Annotated in this window: 14 protein-coding genes; 2 read left to right on the forward strand and 12 right to left on the reverse strand. The window is 57.5% G+C overall.

What is annotated here, in order from left to right; all coding sequences use genetic code 11:
* Positions 1–1296: 1296 nt before the first annotated feature.
* From AC097P_RS20700 to AC097P_RS20715, 4 genes are all read right to left on the reverse strand, one after another.
* The gene (locus AC097P_RS20700) at positions 1297–1596 is read right to left on the reverse strand and encodes a BrnA antitoxin family protein (protein ID WP_479612334.1); all 300 of its coding nucleotides are present in this window, start codon (positions 1594–1596) and stop codon (positions 1297–1299) included.
* The gene (locus AC097P_RS20705; RefSeq protein WP_479612335.1) at positions 1550–1831 is read right to left on the reverse strand and encodes a BrnT family toxin; all 282 of its coding nucleotides are present in this window, start codon (positions 1829–1831) and stop codon (positions 1550–1552) included. Before AC097P_RS20705 ends, AC097P_RS20700 begins: the two co-directional genes overlap by 47 nt.
* Before the next feature lie 614 nt (positions 1832–2445).
* Positions 2446–3033: a hypothetical protein gene (locus tag AC097P_RS20710; protein WP_479612336.1), complete on the reverse strand. Its 588-nt coding sequence runs from the start codon at positions 3031–3033 to the stop codon at positions 2446–2448.
* Positions 2960–3535: a hypothetical protein gene (locus AC097P_RS20715; protein ID WP_479612337.1), complete on the reverse strand. Its 576-nt coding sequence runs from the start codon at positions 3533–3535 to the stop codon at positions 2960–2962. The genes AC097P_RS20710 and AC097P_RS20715 overlap by 74 nt, the downstream gene beginning before the upstream one ends.
* Before the next feature lie 189 nt (positions 3536–3724).
* Between AC097P_RS20715 and AC097P_RS20720 the strand changes: the two genes are divergently transcribed.
* A complete protein-coding gene (locus AC097P_RS20720; protein WP_479612338.1) occupies positions 3725–4810 on the forward strand; it encodes an IS110 family RNA-guided transposase in 1086 nt (361 codons plus the stop codon).
* A gap of 300 nt (positions 4811–5110) precedes the next feature.
* Here the strand turns inward: AC097P_RS20720 and AC097P_RS20725 are convergent, their stop codons facing one another.
* The 5 genes from AC097P_RS20725 to AC097P_RS20745 all read right to left on the reverse strand — a co-directional run bounded on the left by AC097P_RS20725 (position 5111) and on the right by AC097P_RS20745 (position 9229).
* On the reverse strand, positions 5111–5518 hold the full coding sequence (locus AC097P_RS20725; protein ID WP_479612339.1) for a hypothetical protein: 408 nt from the start codon (positions 5516–5518) through the stop codon (positions 5111–5113).
* A gap of 12 nt (positions 5519–5530) precedes the next feature.
* Positions 5531–6079: a hypothetical protein gene (locus tag AC097P_RS20730; RefSeq protein ID WP_479612340.1), complete on the reverse strand. Its 549-nt coding sequence runs from the start codon at positions 6077–6079 to the stop codon at positions 5531–5533.
* 168 nt (positions 6080–6247) lie between these two features.
* The gene (locus AC097P_RS20735) at positions 6248–7795 is read right to left on the reverse strand and encodes an IS1182 family transposase (protein ID WP_479612341.1); all 1548 of its coding nucleotides are present in this window, start codon (positions 7793–7795) and stop codon (positions 6248–6250) included.
* Between the two features lie 125 nt (positions 7796–7920).
* Positions 7921–8472 (reverse strand): hypothetical protein, encoded by a 552-nt coding sequence (locus AC097P_RS20740; protein ID WP_479612342.1) that lies wholly within the window; start codon positions 8470–8472, stop codon positions 7921–7923.
* 145 nt (positions 8473–8617) lie between these two features.
* Entirely contained in the window at positions 8618–9229 is a 612-nt protein-coding gene (locus tag AC097P_RS20745) for a hypothetical protein (protein WP_479612343.1), read from the reverse strand.
* A gap of 161 nt (positions 9230–9390) precedes the next feature.
* Between AC097P_RS20745 and AC097P_RS20750 the strand changes: the two genes are divergently transcribed.
* Positions 9391–10398: an integron integrase gene (locus AC097P_RS20750; protein WP_479612344.1), complete on the forward strand. Its 1008-nt coding sequence runs from the start codon at positions 9391–9393 to the stop codon at positions 10396–10398.
* Here AC097P_RS20750 and AC097P_RS20755 read toward each other — a convergent pair whose 3' ends face one another.
* From AC097P_RS20755 to AC097P_RS20765, 3 genes are read right to left on the reverse strand one after another with little or no spacing between them, the layout of a single operon-like run.
* Entirely contained in the window at positions 10399–10932 is a 534-nt protein-coding gene (locus AC097P_RS20755) for a nucleotidyltransferase family protein (RefSeq protein ID WP_479612345.1), read from the reverse strand.
* On the reverse strand, positions 10902–11930 hold the full coding sequence (locus tag AC097P_RS20760) for an XdhC family protein (protein WP_479612346.1): 1029 nt from the start codon (positions 11928–11930) through the stop codon (positions 10902–10904). The genes AC097P_RS20755 and AC097P_RS20760 overlap by 31 nt, the downstream gene beginning before the upstream one ends.
* 8 nt (positions 11931–11938) lie before the next feature.
* Positions 11939–14224: a xanthine dehydrogenase family protein molybdopterin-binding subunit gene (locus AC097P_RS20765; RefSeq protein WP_479612347.1), complete on the reverse strand. Its 2286-nt coding sequence runs from the start codon at positions 14222–14224 to the stop codon at positions 11939–11941.
* Positions 14225–14226: the final 2 nt, after the last annotated feature.

Consider the following 14226-nt stretch of genomic DNA (forward strand, 5'->3'; position numbering starts at 1 on the left):
CTTTTACAACTGCACCCGATTGCACTCAACACTGGGGAATTTGTCACCCAACGCTTTCGAGCGTGAATCGGCAAAACAACAATCTATTGATGTGTCCGAAAAAACTTGACCACCACAGTGTTTCGTCATCGGCGATTCCTTCCTGGTGGTCGACACAGCCGTCCAGGGTGAGGTTGATACTGAAAGTCAAGAGTCCCAAGGTTTTCTCCGTTTGACATGAAAGACGTGCCCGGGCTTGACGCGGCAAGTCCTCTCGAATGAGGGCTTGGCCGTCATCTGTGCGCCTTGCATACTGCCTCTAGGAAAGGCACCGCGTGCGTTTCTAGGGCTGCCAACGCACTCGCTGCAACGGGCTCCACTTTGGCTCGGGCAACCGCCGGCGATATTGCTTGAGTTAACTTTATAAGGTCTTGCAAGTTTGACGCTCCCGCAAACGCTTCGACTTCCCACCATCGATCAGTGCCGTCGATAAGCTGCCCCAGGCGAACCATGTATTCCGATAAATGATGGAACTCGATGGGAGACTGGAGAGAGGGCCGGATCTTCAATTCGGGAAACCGGCCTTGCTGCGACCAACCAACCTCAAAGGTGAATTTCTCGAAGCGCTCGTGCACCACGAGGGCGCACCAGATGAGACGATCAGTCCCGAGCTTGCTATAGACACGCTCGCCCGGGAAGAGATAAGGTGACTTTATTTTCTGGGCTTGCCAACCGAACGGGGAACGTTTAAGGCCCCGCTCGATTGAGAGTCTCAGTACCCGACCGTATTCGCTTCTCATTGGCTTAGTGACGCCAAGGTTGGCGATGATTGGGGGGCAACGGCGCGACCGCCAATGGCTGTCCAATCGATCAACTCGTTATGTGGCATTCCTGTCGCTCCGTCGAAGTTGCAATGCCACCATCACAGCCACCAAAATGAAGAAGGCTGTCAGCGCCATAAACATCCCCTGGGTGTACCAACCCTCCTACCGACTGTGATCCTCACTGCCAATGTCCTCGAATGCCTCAATTTGCCCCAAAATGGACACAACAGCGACAACCAGGTACCAGAGGCTAACCGGCAGCCCCATAGCCAGCATTGGCCGGAAAAACTGTATAGCGCAGAGAACTGCTACTACTGCGGCAGCCCATACTTCATACCCGTAGATTGGGTACGGGCCAAAAATTTGAGGGAGCGAACCCCAAGCCGGGAAGAGCAATGCGATGAGGTAGATCCATCGACCGGAAGTAGACCGACGCCCGAACAGGGTCACGAGAAATGACCTACAGCGCGCCGACTGCGACATAACGTCGAAGTCAAGCCTCGACGCGCTTACGCGTTGTCGTTCTTGGACGACCAGTTAAATTTCGCTCCACTTCCATGCGAAGCGCTGCATTGATCCGTGACTGATAGCCAGCCCCCTGCGACTTGAAGAACTCCAAAATGTCCGCATCCAAACGGACAGAGGTGAGGACCTTTGTCGGGGTAGCCTGCGGCCCACGTCCACGCTTCAGCACAGGCGTACCCAGCATGTCTTCAGTCCATGCCGGATTGTCCGGGTCGTTGACCTTAGCCGAGGTTTTCTTTGGCAACTTGGCGGTAGTAGCGAGCTTCATGTTTTTCTGCCTTTCGCAGCGATATCACGTGAGGCCCTTTCGGGCGCTCGGTGTAAACCATCACAACCACATCTGCCTCAAGAAGACCGAAGCAAACCAAGCGCTCTTCGCCGTAGTCTTGCCGTTTGTCCTCGCGGGTCACTGTGAAGTGGTCCCAGATTGCATCGCATCCGACGAAGTCAAGCCCGTGATTCTTGATGTTCAGCTTGCGCTTTGGTTCGTCCCACGTGAGCATATCTAATTGTATCTACAAAATACTGGGGCGCAAGGCAAAATTTAACGTGAAGATGACCGAATCACAAAAACTCGCGGCGAAGCCGCCTTCTGCTGTTGTGGATCCGTATCGATAGGCACGTTAAAGCGCGATTTGTCCATGGTTGGTTCAGAGAAGATTGCGTTGAGGTCGCATAGGCACCAACGCCAATGCTCGTGAATATGAGGCCGCACCGAATGCGACCCATACGAACCCAGCTCCTTCGAGTGCGGGTCCTGATAGCGCGGAATATGGCGGGCCAAACACCCACATCGCAACGCCAACTGCAATTGCCGCAGTCAGTCCGCCAACCACGACTCCACGCACAAACGCCGAGCCCACGTTCGCTCGGAGCGTATTCGACTGCAAGTTGCTCATCGCTGTTGCGGAGATGCGTTTGCACAACCACTTTCAAGCCAGTGAGGCCAAGTATGAGTTCGGCGATGTTGGATCTCGTCCGCGGCGTGCGCGCAGCGCCAACGGGTCTAGCTGTGAGCTGCATAACGTAAAGATGACCGGACCACCAACATGAGCGGTGGAGCCGCCTCCTGCTGTTGTGGGTCCGTGTCGATTGACATGTTAAGCCTCGATCGGCGTCATGGATGCGCCGCTTCCGCAAGATAGGGCTCCGCCGCCCGGCAACGATTTCGGCGGAGCTTGATCTGAGCGACCAGTGGCTCGTCGACGACAGTCTCCCCGTTCTCATATCGGTACGCGCCCTGCCTGTAGCACTCTAAGATGCTTTCGAGCATGATCTCAAGACTGTCGTAAGCGACGTTGTCGCCTTGAAAAAGGAACAGGATTCGGCCGCGAATCACAGTGTCCGAACTGCAATCCATCGCGTACCACTCGCCCATGAAGGCAAAGAGTGGAAAAAGGGGTGGTGGGCGCGATGAGTCGTCGTGCAGTGCTTCCAGAAAGTGGCGCTCGGCAAGGGCCTCTTGTACGGGCGCAAAACGGTGGTAATAGAAGAGTTGGCGGTCTCGGCCATCGTCCACGACGCCGTTTCGCCACTCGTAAGCTTGAAACCACTCCTCTGGTGGCATCACAGGAAAGTCAACCTCCATAAGCAATGCGTCCAGTTCGGTTCGCGACAAGCCGGGCTGAAGCTCACTCGGCAGAAGTTCGTTGTTGCTCGCAGCAATCGCCGCGAGTGCATCGAGAAGGGCGGCGATCCGTGACATCTTGCTTGCGAGGTTTAACGTTGGCGCTCAACGGGCGGCGCAGCCGTTGGAGCAACGGGTTAGACGGCGCCTTTCCAATGGCGATAAACCACCATGCCAATGCGCCGAGAGCGGCAAAGAAACTCATGAGTGCGCCGATGATTCCGAGGATGATCAAGCCCGGTGCGATGCTCCGATTATTTGAAACCAGACCAACAGTTGCTACAGCGACGAGTAGCCATGGAGCAGCAACGGCGAGATAGACCGTTGTCTTCAGCGTGAGGCGCCTCAAGCGGGCAAGAATGTGACCTACCCCTGCGTAGTACAAGCACCCGACGAGATAACAGATAGGCAGGCCTATCACCAAAAAAAGACCGGCACCTCGCATACCAGCGTCATCCGACGAGCCGTCCTGGAGAATCTCGGTCTCAGCGAATAGCTGGGCCAGTGCGAGAAGGCTCGGCAGTAGCAGGGCTGTGACGGGGGCAACAAACGAAGCAATGAAGTATCGAGAACGGTTCATTTGGTGCCGTCTAACGTCGGCCGTGAATGGGCCGCAACGGCGCACTCGGCATTGAAGAATGGCGACCACGATGGCCGCCGTTGTGGGTCCATTCGACTGATGGGATGGACTCCCCCGTTTTTTTGCGCAATATTTGCGTCCTGGTTTTCATTGGCGTGGAGATCAGGTTCTTAAACAAAGGAGTCCGACATGAATGCTACTACTGTTGCTGTCGATCTTGCAAAGTCCGTATTTCAACTCGCCGTTGCCGACGAACAGTGGCGCGTGGTTGAAACACACCGCCTCACACGCACCCAGTTTGAACGTTGGTTTGCCAACCGAGATGTGAATCTGGTGATCATGGAGGCCTGTGGCTCGGCTCACCATTGGGGTCGCTGGCTCAATGGCCTGGGAATCGAGGTGTGCCTGCTGCCCGCGCAATATATCCGTGCCTACGTCAAACGCAACAAGACCGATGCCGCAGACGCGGCGGCACTCCTGGAAGCTGCCCGGGCCTCTGACATGCGCCCGGTGCGTATCAAGTCGGTGGAGCAGCAGGCACTACAAGGCATGCACCGCATCCGTAGTCTTTGGATGGGTACCCGTACTTCACGCATCAATGCCTTGCGTGGCTTTTGCCGTGAGTTTGGCATCGCCATCCCCGTGGGCGCACGCACCGGCATTGAGGCAATCAGCCGGGTGCTGGCCGATCCCAACACCGCTGTGCCGGATTTGATCCGTGGCACGGCCAAGTTGTTGGTTGAGGAGATTCGCTTGCTCGAAGGCCGAATCGCGCAGTTGGAACGCGAGCTGGCAGCATTGGCCAAGCTGAGCGCCGCCTGCACGACACTGCTCTCTATTCCCGGTATCGGCTTGCTGACCGCGACCGCAATGGTCGCTGCAACTTCAGGCGACGTCAGCCACTTCAAAGATGCAAGGCACTTCTCCAGCTGGTTTGGCCTGACGCCCAAGGAGTACAGCTCGGGCAATAACCGCTACTTGGGACGCATCTCAAAGAAGGGAGATCGCTACTTGCGTATGTTGCTAACCCATGGCGCCAGGAGCGTACTCAGAGCATCTCAGGTGGCGGACAACGCGGGGCGAGAGGTCTGTGGGATGCGGCGCTGGGCGCTGGATGTGCAGGCCCGCAGCAACCACAACAAGGCGGCGTGCGCGCTGGCCAACAAGCTGGCGCGGATTTGTTATGCCACGCTCAGAGACAAGGAGCCGTTTGGTGAGCAAACCGTGCGGTTAAACAAGAAGATCAGCAGGGAGAGTTTTGCGATGCCAGCGTAAGTCGCAAGCATTCAAAACAGCCGTTATCAAGAAGAAACTGAACACCCATCCACGCTTGCGACGAGATTGATCGACCATCATGGCCAACCGGGTTCACCCCACACCAATAGACGCCGATAACGTTTCCGGCAGCTTGCCTGCCGTTCGTACCGACTGGCGCTTCGGTGACGCAGATTCCATGTCGGCACGGACCACACCAGAGTCCACTTTAGATGCCGGATATACGACTGCAGGCGCATCCCCAACAGCCAAAATATCGATCAGTTTCTTGTACTTGTGGGGGAGTCCATATAGAACCCGTTAGCCCTCGCCAGAGACGGTTTGAGTGTGGTTTGGGTGTTGGCCATTGCTCAGGTTTTGACGGTTACCAGATGGCCGGTTGATTGTAGAGATTCGAGCGCCAACGATCGATGCGTCAGTCTGGTCTGTGACCTGGCCGACCGCAATCGCTTGGCCTCCGGTAAGGCGAATTGTGATAATCCAGTTGAGAGGTCCTTCCTCGTTCTTTGGTTGGTGCAGTTCGATCGCTTCGATTGCTGCGAATGTGCCCACAGTTCTTGAATCTTGGATGACCCGGGTTTTGGCCTTCTCGAAGACGGTTCGAGTCATTCCACATCTCAGTTCTAAACGCTCCGGCGACTCCTCCTCGATGTCGATGAAGCGTGTTCCGACTGCATATCGAAGAAGGCGACGGACGCGTGCGAACATGGATTGCGCGGGCTAACGTCCGAGCTGCCCGGCAGGCAACACTAGCCGTGAAGCGGTAACCGTCAGTTGCATGTCCGCGCCGAGCGAAAGGTTAGCCGTACATGTCGTGCTAGGCAGCCTGGCGGTGTTCACATTGTGGGCTGCCTGGAAAAACCCCCAAGCGGCGAGAGCGAGCAACGGCAGAACCGCGACGGTGTGAAAAAAGCCAGACGCCTTTGCCTTACGTCCTCTAACAATTCGCGTAGGACGGAAAACCTTCTCGCCTTCAGGCGGCTCTTGACCCTGCCGAAGGATCGTGACGCCCCGACGGCCAAATGTGCAGCCAACAAGGGCTGCACTGAGCAGAGGTAGGCCCACAAACATGCCATAAAAGAGAACAGTAACGCCGTTCACACCCATGATGCTTTGGCAATGAGCAGAATCTGAGAATCCACGTAGCCACGGAAAGAAAAAGAGCTTGCTCGCACCAACCATGACGGCGCCAGCCAGACTGCCGAGCACGACAAAGCGCACCCGCTCTTGATTTGTGTATTCCTCTGCGAACTCAGGTTGTTTTTCCATTGTGTGGGTGGCTAACGAGGCTGTAAAAAAACAGGATTTCCACGCGCACAATTTTTGCATTGCATCGCGCGCAAATCGAAATCGTTGAATTGGGCTTGCATGCCCACAGTGTGCCGCAATTTCTCCCCTCTTTTCGCCAAACGGCCGCTTGCCGGCCTTCTGTTGCCCCTATCGATCCATTCTTCGTCCCATATCCGTCTTGGCCAACTTCTCTATGTTGTGCACCATGCAGTACAGGTTCCACTGCGTGTTGACCTTCTCGCGCCCACGGTGGTTGAAGCGGGTTAAACGCTTGTTGTGCCGGATGTTGGCAAACACCGGCTCCACTGTGCCAATGCGTTGGCTGTAAAGCTGACGTCCCTTGGGGCTGTCAATGGCCTGGCGCATGCGCTGACTGGGGTGGGTTGGGTCTTTGGGCTTGGGCACGAATCGGGTGACTTGGCGGCCTCTGCCGTCATTGGGCTTGATGGGCCCTCTGAGACATTGCTTGCTAAGTTCGCAGTGATTGCAGTCCACCGCTTTGGCGGTGTAGTTCTGGTAGTGCAGTCCCCTGGCTGTGGTGTGGATGGTGCCAGGGCTGCTCATCAACCTGCCCGCCGGGCACGTAGCCGTGTTGTCATCGTTGAAGGTGAAGTCTTTGGGTCCAAAGCGTTTGACTTCTTTCTCCTGCCCGGTAGCCTTCTTCTCGGACAGTGGGTCTGGATTGGCTTTGTATTTCTCCTGATTCTTAAAGCGCTCATCGCGGCTGCGCATCTGGTTGTCGGCAATGAGTGCGGGGATGCTGTGGTCTTGGAGGTGGCGCACGTTGGCATCGCTGTGGTAGCCCGCATCGGCGGTGACCAATGTTTGTGGTGTGCGAAACGGACTTGCCTGTTCAATCATGGGCAGCAGCATGGCTTGCTCGGAGCCTGAACCGATGACGTCTGCGGCCACGATGACTTGGTGGGCATTGTCGACGGCTGCCTGTGCTGCATAGCCCTGGATGACGCCTTTGTTGGTGGCCATCTTGGCACTTTGGCTGTCGGTGACGTTAGTCTTGAGTTCCTGGCCTTTGCGGTTCTGGCGTGGTGGGTTACTTGCCAAGAACTCCCGAGTACGCTGTGCTTCCTTGCGCAGGGCTTTCATCTGGGCTTGGCGTTTGGGCTCCAGAGCTTCGGTTGCGCCTGCTTTGTCTTGGGCCTGATGCAGGGCCAGTATCTTGTCGGCGGCTTTGTCCAGGCGATCAGCGCGGTGGCGCAATTCGGCATGCGTGCCGCTGCGTTCTTTGCTGGCGTTACTCGGGAGCTTGACGCCGTCAATGGCAAACATGTCACGGCCAATGAGGCCTTGGGCATCGCAGGTCATCAGCACTTGGCTGAACAGGGGTTTGATTTGGGTGTTGAGGTTGGCAACAAACTTGGCGATGTGGGTGTGGCTGGGTTGGCTGTCACCACTGAGGGCGATGAACTGGACGTTGCGCGCGCAGGCTTGTTCGATGCTGCGGCTGGAGATGAGGCCTTGGCTGTAGGCCAGCAGCACGATCTTGAGCATGACGCGGGGGTCGTAGGCACTGGCTCCCACTTCATCGTTCTTGAATTGGGCATCCAAGGGCTTGAGGTCGAGTTCGTGATCGACCAGGTAGTTCAGCGCAAAGGCGAAGCTGCCGGGGATGATTTGCTCTGACAAGACCACCGGCAGCAGCAGGCTGTTGTGGTCTTGGGGTTTGTAGCGGGCCATGGGTGCGATCTCCTTGGCAGCAAGTGTCGCAAAGGGCGTGCCAGAAGATGTTTTTTTACAGCCTCAACGTTGAAGCCAAGCGGGGCCGCAGGCTTCCGCCTTGGGCGACCAGTTAAACCACAAAGTCATTGCTCGTCCTCCGTTCTTAGTGGCGAGTACGACCACTCAAATGCATCAAGCACGGCGGCTGCTCGCTCATCGAACTCTTGGCGGTAATGATGCTGGTGTGGAAAGGAAACGTCCACCACTCCTTCGGAAAAACCGTAAGCCCTTAGAACAGACAGAAACTTCTCCGTAGGCCCATACGCGAAAAGCTGGTTGTGGCGATCCCATACCACCGTAGCCTGTTCGGCTGATGAATGTGCCCAGATGTCGAACCGAGCATCTGCCGACATATAGTTGCCAAATTCCTTTAGGAACTCGCGAAATTGTTCACCGGATACTGGTGGACTTTGGTATCGACCTGCATCTGCTTCACCTCTCGGCGTGTGAAGTACATACAGCAAAAAGTAGGGAGGCTCTAGGCACCCAACCAGTTGCGCAAATGCTGCCGGATCACCTCCAGGTACACCAGCCACGACTTTCGGACTGGTGTTGTCTTTAGATACCAACGAAAAATTCGGAGGGTATGAATGAGGTACCCACTCGCCAGCGACTTGATGCGACAGCTTTTGCATTTGGGGTTTAACGCCGAGTTCAGCGGCAGTTTTTAAGTTGTGGTTTTATGGGAAATTTTTGCGCAGCAAAACCATAAAACCGCGACTTAAAAACTGTCCAGTGGAGCGAAGCGGAACGATGCTGCAACGACTTGTTAGCCACTGACTAGTGGTGCGATGCATAATACCAATTACCACCAAAGTGCTCAATTTCTACTCTACCCAGCTCGTTTAAATCTGAATACTCAGTTGGCTTACCACCGCTAGGAACATATAGGAAACCTGCATAACTATCTAAGATGCCACGGAACGTGAAAAAGAACACATACTTCAAACCCTCATGCTCCTCAACAACGATTTCATTACCACCTGCTGATAGATCAGGATAACGATTTCCAAGATCAATTAAGGAATCGTTGTGCTCTACGTTTGGTAAAAGACCGCCTGAATTTACACTTTCAACCACAGCTTCACGCTGCGATTTATGAAGCTTAAAATCAATATTGAGCCCAATGGCTGTAAACGGTACATAAACAACCACTAAGAATGCAAAAGTCTGAATTAATAAGGAAGTAAGTGACTTATACCCGATAGATTTATAATTTTTTAGTTCAATGAGACTAAAGATTAGCGTTATTAAAAAAGTTAACCAAACGCTCCCCAAAATTGGCATATATAAAAACGGGGTAATTCGATCTATCAGGCTCCATTCAAATGCAGTCAAGCCAATTAAAATCAAAGATATAGAAGTTGCTAATTTCCATTTTATTTTCAACACGAAAATTTCCTTAGTGGCTTGGCTAACGTAATGTATAGAGCAAAACCTGCTCTATAAGTTGGCCGTTGCTCCATAAGTTAAACATCAAAATCTCCCAAAAATGGCTTGCAGCCTTGCAGTTCGTTAAATATACTGGATAAAACACCAGCTATAAACTTTCCATGAAACCCGGCAACCCACCGCTGCAATCTACCCGTGTGCTGGATCAGTTGCGTGAGCGCATTCGGTACATGCACTATAGCCTCAGCACTGAGCAGCTCTACGTCTATTGGGTGCGTTTTTTCATTCGGTGGTCGGCACGCAATGGCCAAATGCGACATCCGCGCGACATGGGGGCTCCCGACGTGGAAGCCTTTCTCACCATGCTCGCGACCGAACGCAAAGTGTCTGCCTCCACACACAACCAGGCTCTCAGCGCAGTGCTGTTTCTGTACCGCGAAGTGCTGTGTGTGCAATTGCCTTGGCTTGAAAACATTAACCGGCCTACCCAAAAGCGGCGCATTCCCAGCGTATTAACCAGAGATGAAGTGGCGGGTCTTCTCGCACACATGGATGGTCAAGCCGCTTTGTTGGCTCGCCTACTGTACGGCACAGGCATGCGGCTGATGGAGGGCATGCGCCTTCGCATCAAGGACGTGGACTTTGACCGCCACGTCATCATCGTTCGCGAGGCCAAAGGCGGCAAAGATCGTGTCGTAATGATGCCGCGATCGCTGGCACCGGCTTTGCGGGCCCAAATGCTTGCGGCGCGCGCGCAGTGGGAGGCGGATCGCCAGATGCAGCGGGGCGGGGTTGAGACGCCACACGCGCTGGAGCAAAAGTATCCCAAGGTTGGCCACACTTGGGGTTGGTTCTGGCTGTTCCCCTCCCCAACGCTGTCAATCGATCCACGTAGCGGCATAGAACGGCGTCATCACTTGTACGAAGACAGGATTCAGCGGGCACTCAAAAAAGCCGTGCCTTTGGCAGGCATTCACAAACCGGTTTCGGTGCACACGCTGCGCCACTCATTCGCCACTCACTTATTGCAGGCTGGCACCGACATCCGCACCGTGCAGGAGTTGCTGGGTCATTCCGATGTTTCCACCACCATGATCTACACCCACGTGCTCAAGGTGGCGGCGGGTGGCACGGCGAGCCCACTAGACGCATTGGCAGCCGGTATTTAGCTAGGCCAGCTTCTGCGCCACCCTTCTCAAGTCGTCCAGCGTGTCAATATCGGTCACGCAACCGCTATCGGACACTATTAATTCCATAGCTGCCCACGCGCGCTGCACGGGGGCTGCACCTTGATTTCCCTGTAAAGATTCCAGATCGGAACGGCAGCGCGCCGCGAACCCTACCGGGTGGCCGCGCTGGCCTTCAAAGTTGGGGTAGACGGCCGGGTGGTCTGCCAGTGCTGCCGCCACCGCGTGAAGCGTGGCGGGTTGGATCAGTGGCAGGTCACCGGGCAGCACCAGCCACCCGGCTGCATCAGCCGTGGCACGCACCGCTGCTGCGATCGAGTCTCCCATGCCAGGGTGTGGCCCGTGTTCGATGTGGAACGGCAAGCCGCTGGCTCGCACCGCGTCCACGGTGTGCTGAAGCACGGTCTTGCCGTGCAGTAGCGCTTGCAACTTGGAACCCGTGCCGCCGGACGCAATGAAACGCTCGCCCCGGCCACTGGCCAGTATCAGGACGGTGGGTGGGTTGCTGCCAGACAAGCGCCGGTCTCCGCATGCGACTGCCCATGGGGTCTCGCGTTTTTGACCTGCACGATCTGGGCAATGATGGACACAGCGATCTCTGCCGGCGTCTTGGCGCCAATCGACAAACCGACAGGGCCGTGCAAGCGCGCCAGGGCTTCCGGGGGCACGTCAAAATGCTCGGCCAGGCGCTGCTTGCGCGCCTGCTGGTTGCGCCGCGAGCCTAATGCGCCCACGTAGAACGCGTCCGAACCCAACGCTTCCAAAAGCGCCATATCGTCCAGCTTGGGGTCGTGCGTCAACGCGACGATGGCGGTGTGCGCATCTGGCGCCAGCGCGCGCACGGCGTCGTCGGGCATGCCCATCGCACGGGTCACGCCGTCCATGCGCAGTGTGGTCACATACTCGTCACGCGGGTCGCAGACCAGCACTTCAAAGTCCAACATCTGCGCCATCTGGGCGACAGCTTGGGACAACTGGCCTGCGCCGATCAGCAGCAGGCGCCATTTGGGGCCGAACACGGTGGTAAGCACGCTTCCGTCAAAAACCATGGCCTGGCCACGGGTGGCGTCCAGCAATTGCACGCCGCCTGTGGACAAGGTCAGTTGTCGCGCCACCAGTTCATGGCGCGCCGTGCGCTCCAACAACTCTTGCACCCAGGTTGTGTCCAACAAGGGCTCACGCACCAGGCGCAGTGTGCCGCCACAAGGCAGGCCAAATCGGGCCGCCTCTTCCTTGCTGACGCCGTAGGCCAGCATGGACGGGCGCTCGGGCGTCTGCGCGGGTGACGTGGCACGTGCTTGCAGCGCGGCCTTGGTCTGCGCGATCAGGTCATCTTCCACACATCCACCCGACACCGAACCGCTGACGGCACCATCGTCCCGCACGGCCAGCAAGGCGCCTGGCGGCCGGGGCGCGCTGCCCCAGGTTTCGACGACGGTGACCAAAGTCACTGCGTGGCCGGCCTTGCGCCACTGCAGCGCATCTGCCAGCACCCTCAGATCCAAACTTTCCATGGAACCGGTCAGGCCAATTTGAACGGCAGGCCGCGTGGCGTCTTGCCGGTCAGCTTGGCGATGGCATTGCCAAAGGCCGGGGCCAGTGGCGGCAGGCCGGGCTCGCCCATGCCGGTGGGCGGTTCGGCGCTGGGCACGATGTGCACGGCGATCTTGGGCATGTCGGTGATGCGCGCCACCGTGTAGTCGCCAAAATTGCTTTGCTCAACCATGCCGTCCTTGAACGTGATGGCCGCACCGGGCAGGCAGGTGCCCAGCCCCATCAGCGCGGCGCCCTGCACCTGCGCCTCGATGGTCTTGGGGTTGACGGCCAGGTTGCAATGCACGCCGGCGGTGACCGCATGCAGTTTGGGCACGCCCTTGGTCACCGATGCCTCGGCCACGTAAGCGACAACGGTGTCAAACGATTCATGCACCGCCACGCCCCAGGCTTGACCTTTGGGCAGCTTGCGCTTGCCATAGCCGGATTGCTCCACTGCCAACATCAGCGCAGCTTTGTGGCGTGGGTGCTTGTCGCCTATCAGTTGCAGGCGGTAGGCCACGGGGTCCTGGTTGGTGGCGCGGGCAATTTCATCGACCAGAGTTTCCATGACGTAGGCGGTGTGCGTGGAGCCCACGCTGCGCCACCACAATACCGGCACGTTGACCTTGGGGTGGTGCACCGATAGGCGCATCGGCACGTCGTACGGCTCGCGCATGCCTTCGACGATGGTTCCGTCTATGCCGTCCTTGATCATCATGCTTGCAAACGGCGTGCCCTCCACAATCGACTGGCCTACGATTACATGGTCCCACGCCAACACCTTGCCTTTGGCATCGAAACCGATCTCAGCGCGGTGCACATGCATGGGGCGGTAGTAGCCACCTTTGATGTCGTCCTCGCGGCTCCACAACACCCGCACCGGTGCATCCACACCTGCCGCGCGTGCCAGCTTGGCCACTGTGCATGCCTCCACCACATAGTCGGCCGTGGGCACGGCGCGCCGGCCGAAACCGCCACCAGCCATCTGCACATTGACCTTGACGTTTTGCGGCGGCAAGTCCAGCACCTTAGCCGCTGCCATGCCGTCAAAACCCGGCATCTGCGTGCCCAGGTAAATGGCGGCCTTGGCGTCGGCGCCGCTGCCGGTCATGTGCACGGTGCAGTTCAACGGCTCCATCGGCGCGTGGGCCAGGTAGGGGAAAGTGAACTCGGCACTGATCTTCTTAGGCGCCTTGGCTAACGCGCCCACATCGGCGTTGTACTTCAGCGCTCCAGTCTTCTTGGCCAATGCTTTGTAGCTGGCCAACTGGGCGGTGCTGTCTACCTTCTCGACGCCAGACGTGTCCCACTCCAGCTTCAGTGCATCGCGCCCCTGCTTGGCCGCCCAGTAGCCTTGGGCAACCACGGCCACGCCCTCGCCGCCCCTGTCGGTGGGCATGCGCAGCACGGCCTTGACGCCTGGTACAGCCTTGGCGGCTGTGTCATTCAGCGACTTGATCTTGGCGCCGAACACGGCAGGGTGGGCCACCACGGCCGTCAGCATGCCGGGGAGTTGCACATCGATGCCAAAGTTTTGCTGGCCGCTGGACTTGGCCCGCGCATCCAACCGTGGCGTGGCCTTACCGATGATGCGGAAGTTCTTGGCGTCTTTGAGGGCTACCTTGTCTGGCACCGACATCTTCATGGCAGCATCCGACAGATCGCCATAACTGATGGACTTGCCACCGGCGCCAATGACCATGCCGTTCTCGGTGCGCAGCGTGCTGGCATCCACCCCCCATTGGGTTGCTGCAGCGCCCACCAGCATCGCGCGGGCGCGGGCGCCGAGTTCGCGGTACTGCATGAAAGAGCGTTTGATGGACCCGGAGCCGCCGGTCAGGTGGATGCCAAAGGCTGGATCCACATAGGCGGCGTCAGCGTCGCCGTGCTCAGCCTTGACCTTGCTCCAGTCGGCATCCAGCTCCTCGGCCAGGCACATGGGCAAGGCGGTCAGCACGCCTTGGCCAAACTCCAGCCGGTTGATGGTGACCGTGACGGTGCCATCCTTGGCGATGCGGACGAAGGCGGAGGGTTGTTCGAACGGCTTCAAACCCGCGGGCGCGGTCGGTGCAGCGGTCTGGGTGCCGGCCACCAGCGGGTAGGCGCCGAGGGCAAAGCCGGACGTCACGCTCATTTTGAGGAAGCTGCGGCGCGCCAGGCCCTTATCGGATGCTACGGATTTAGTAGCTGCTTGCGCGCTCTGCATGCGGGCTAGCAGCCCATTAGGCAATTGATTCAGTGCCAGATCCGGGTTCATGGAGTCGAAATGCATGG

The sequence above is a fragment of the Rhodoferax sp. ZS1R8 genome, assembly GCF_056521325.1.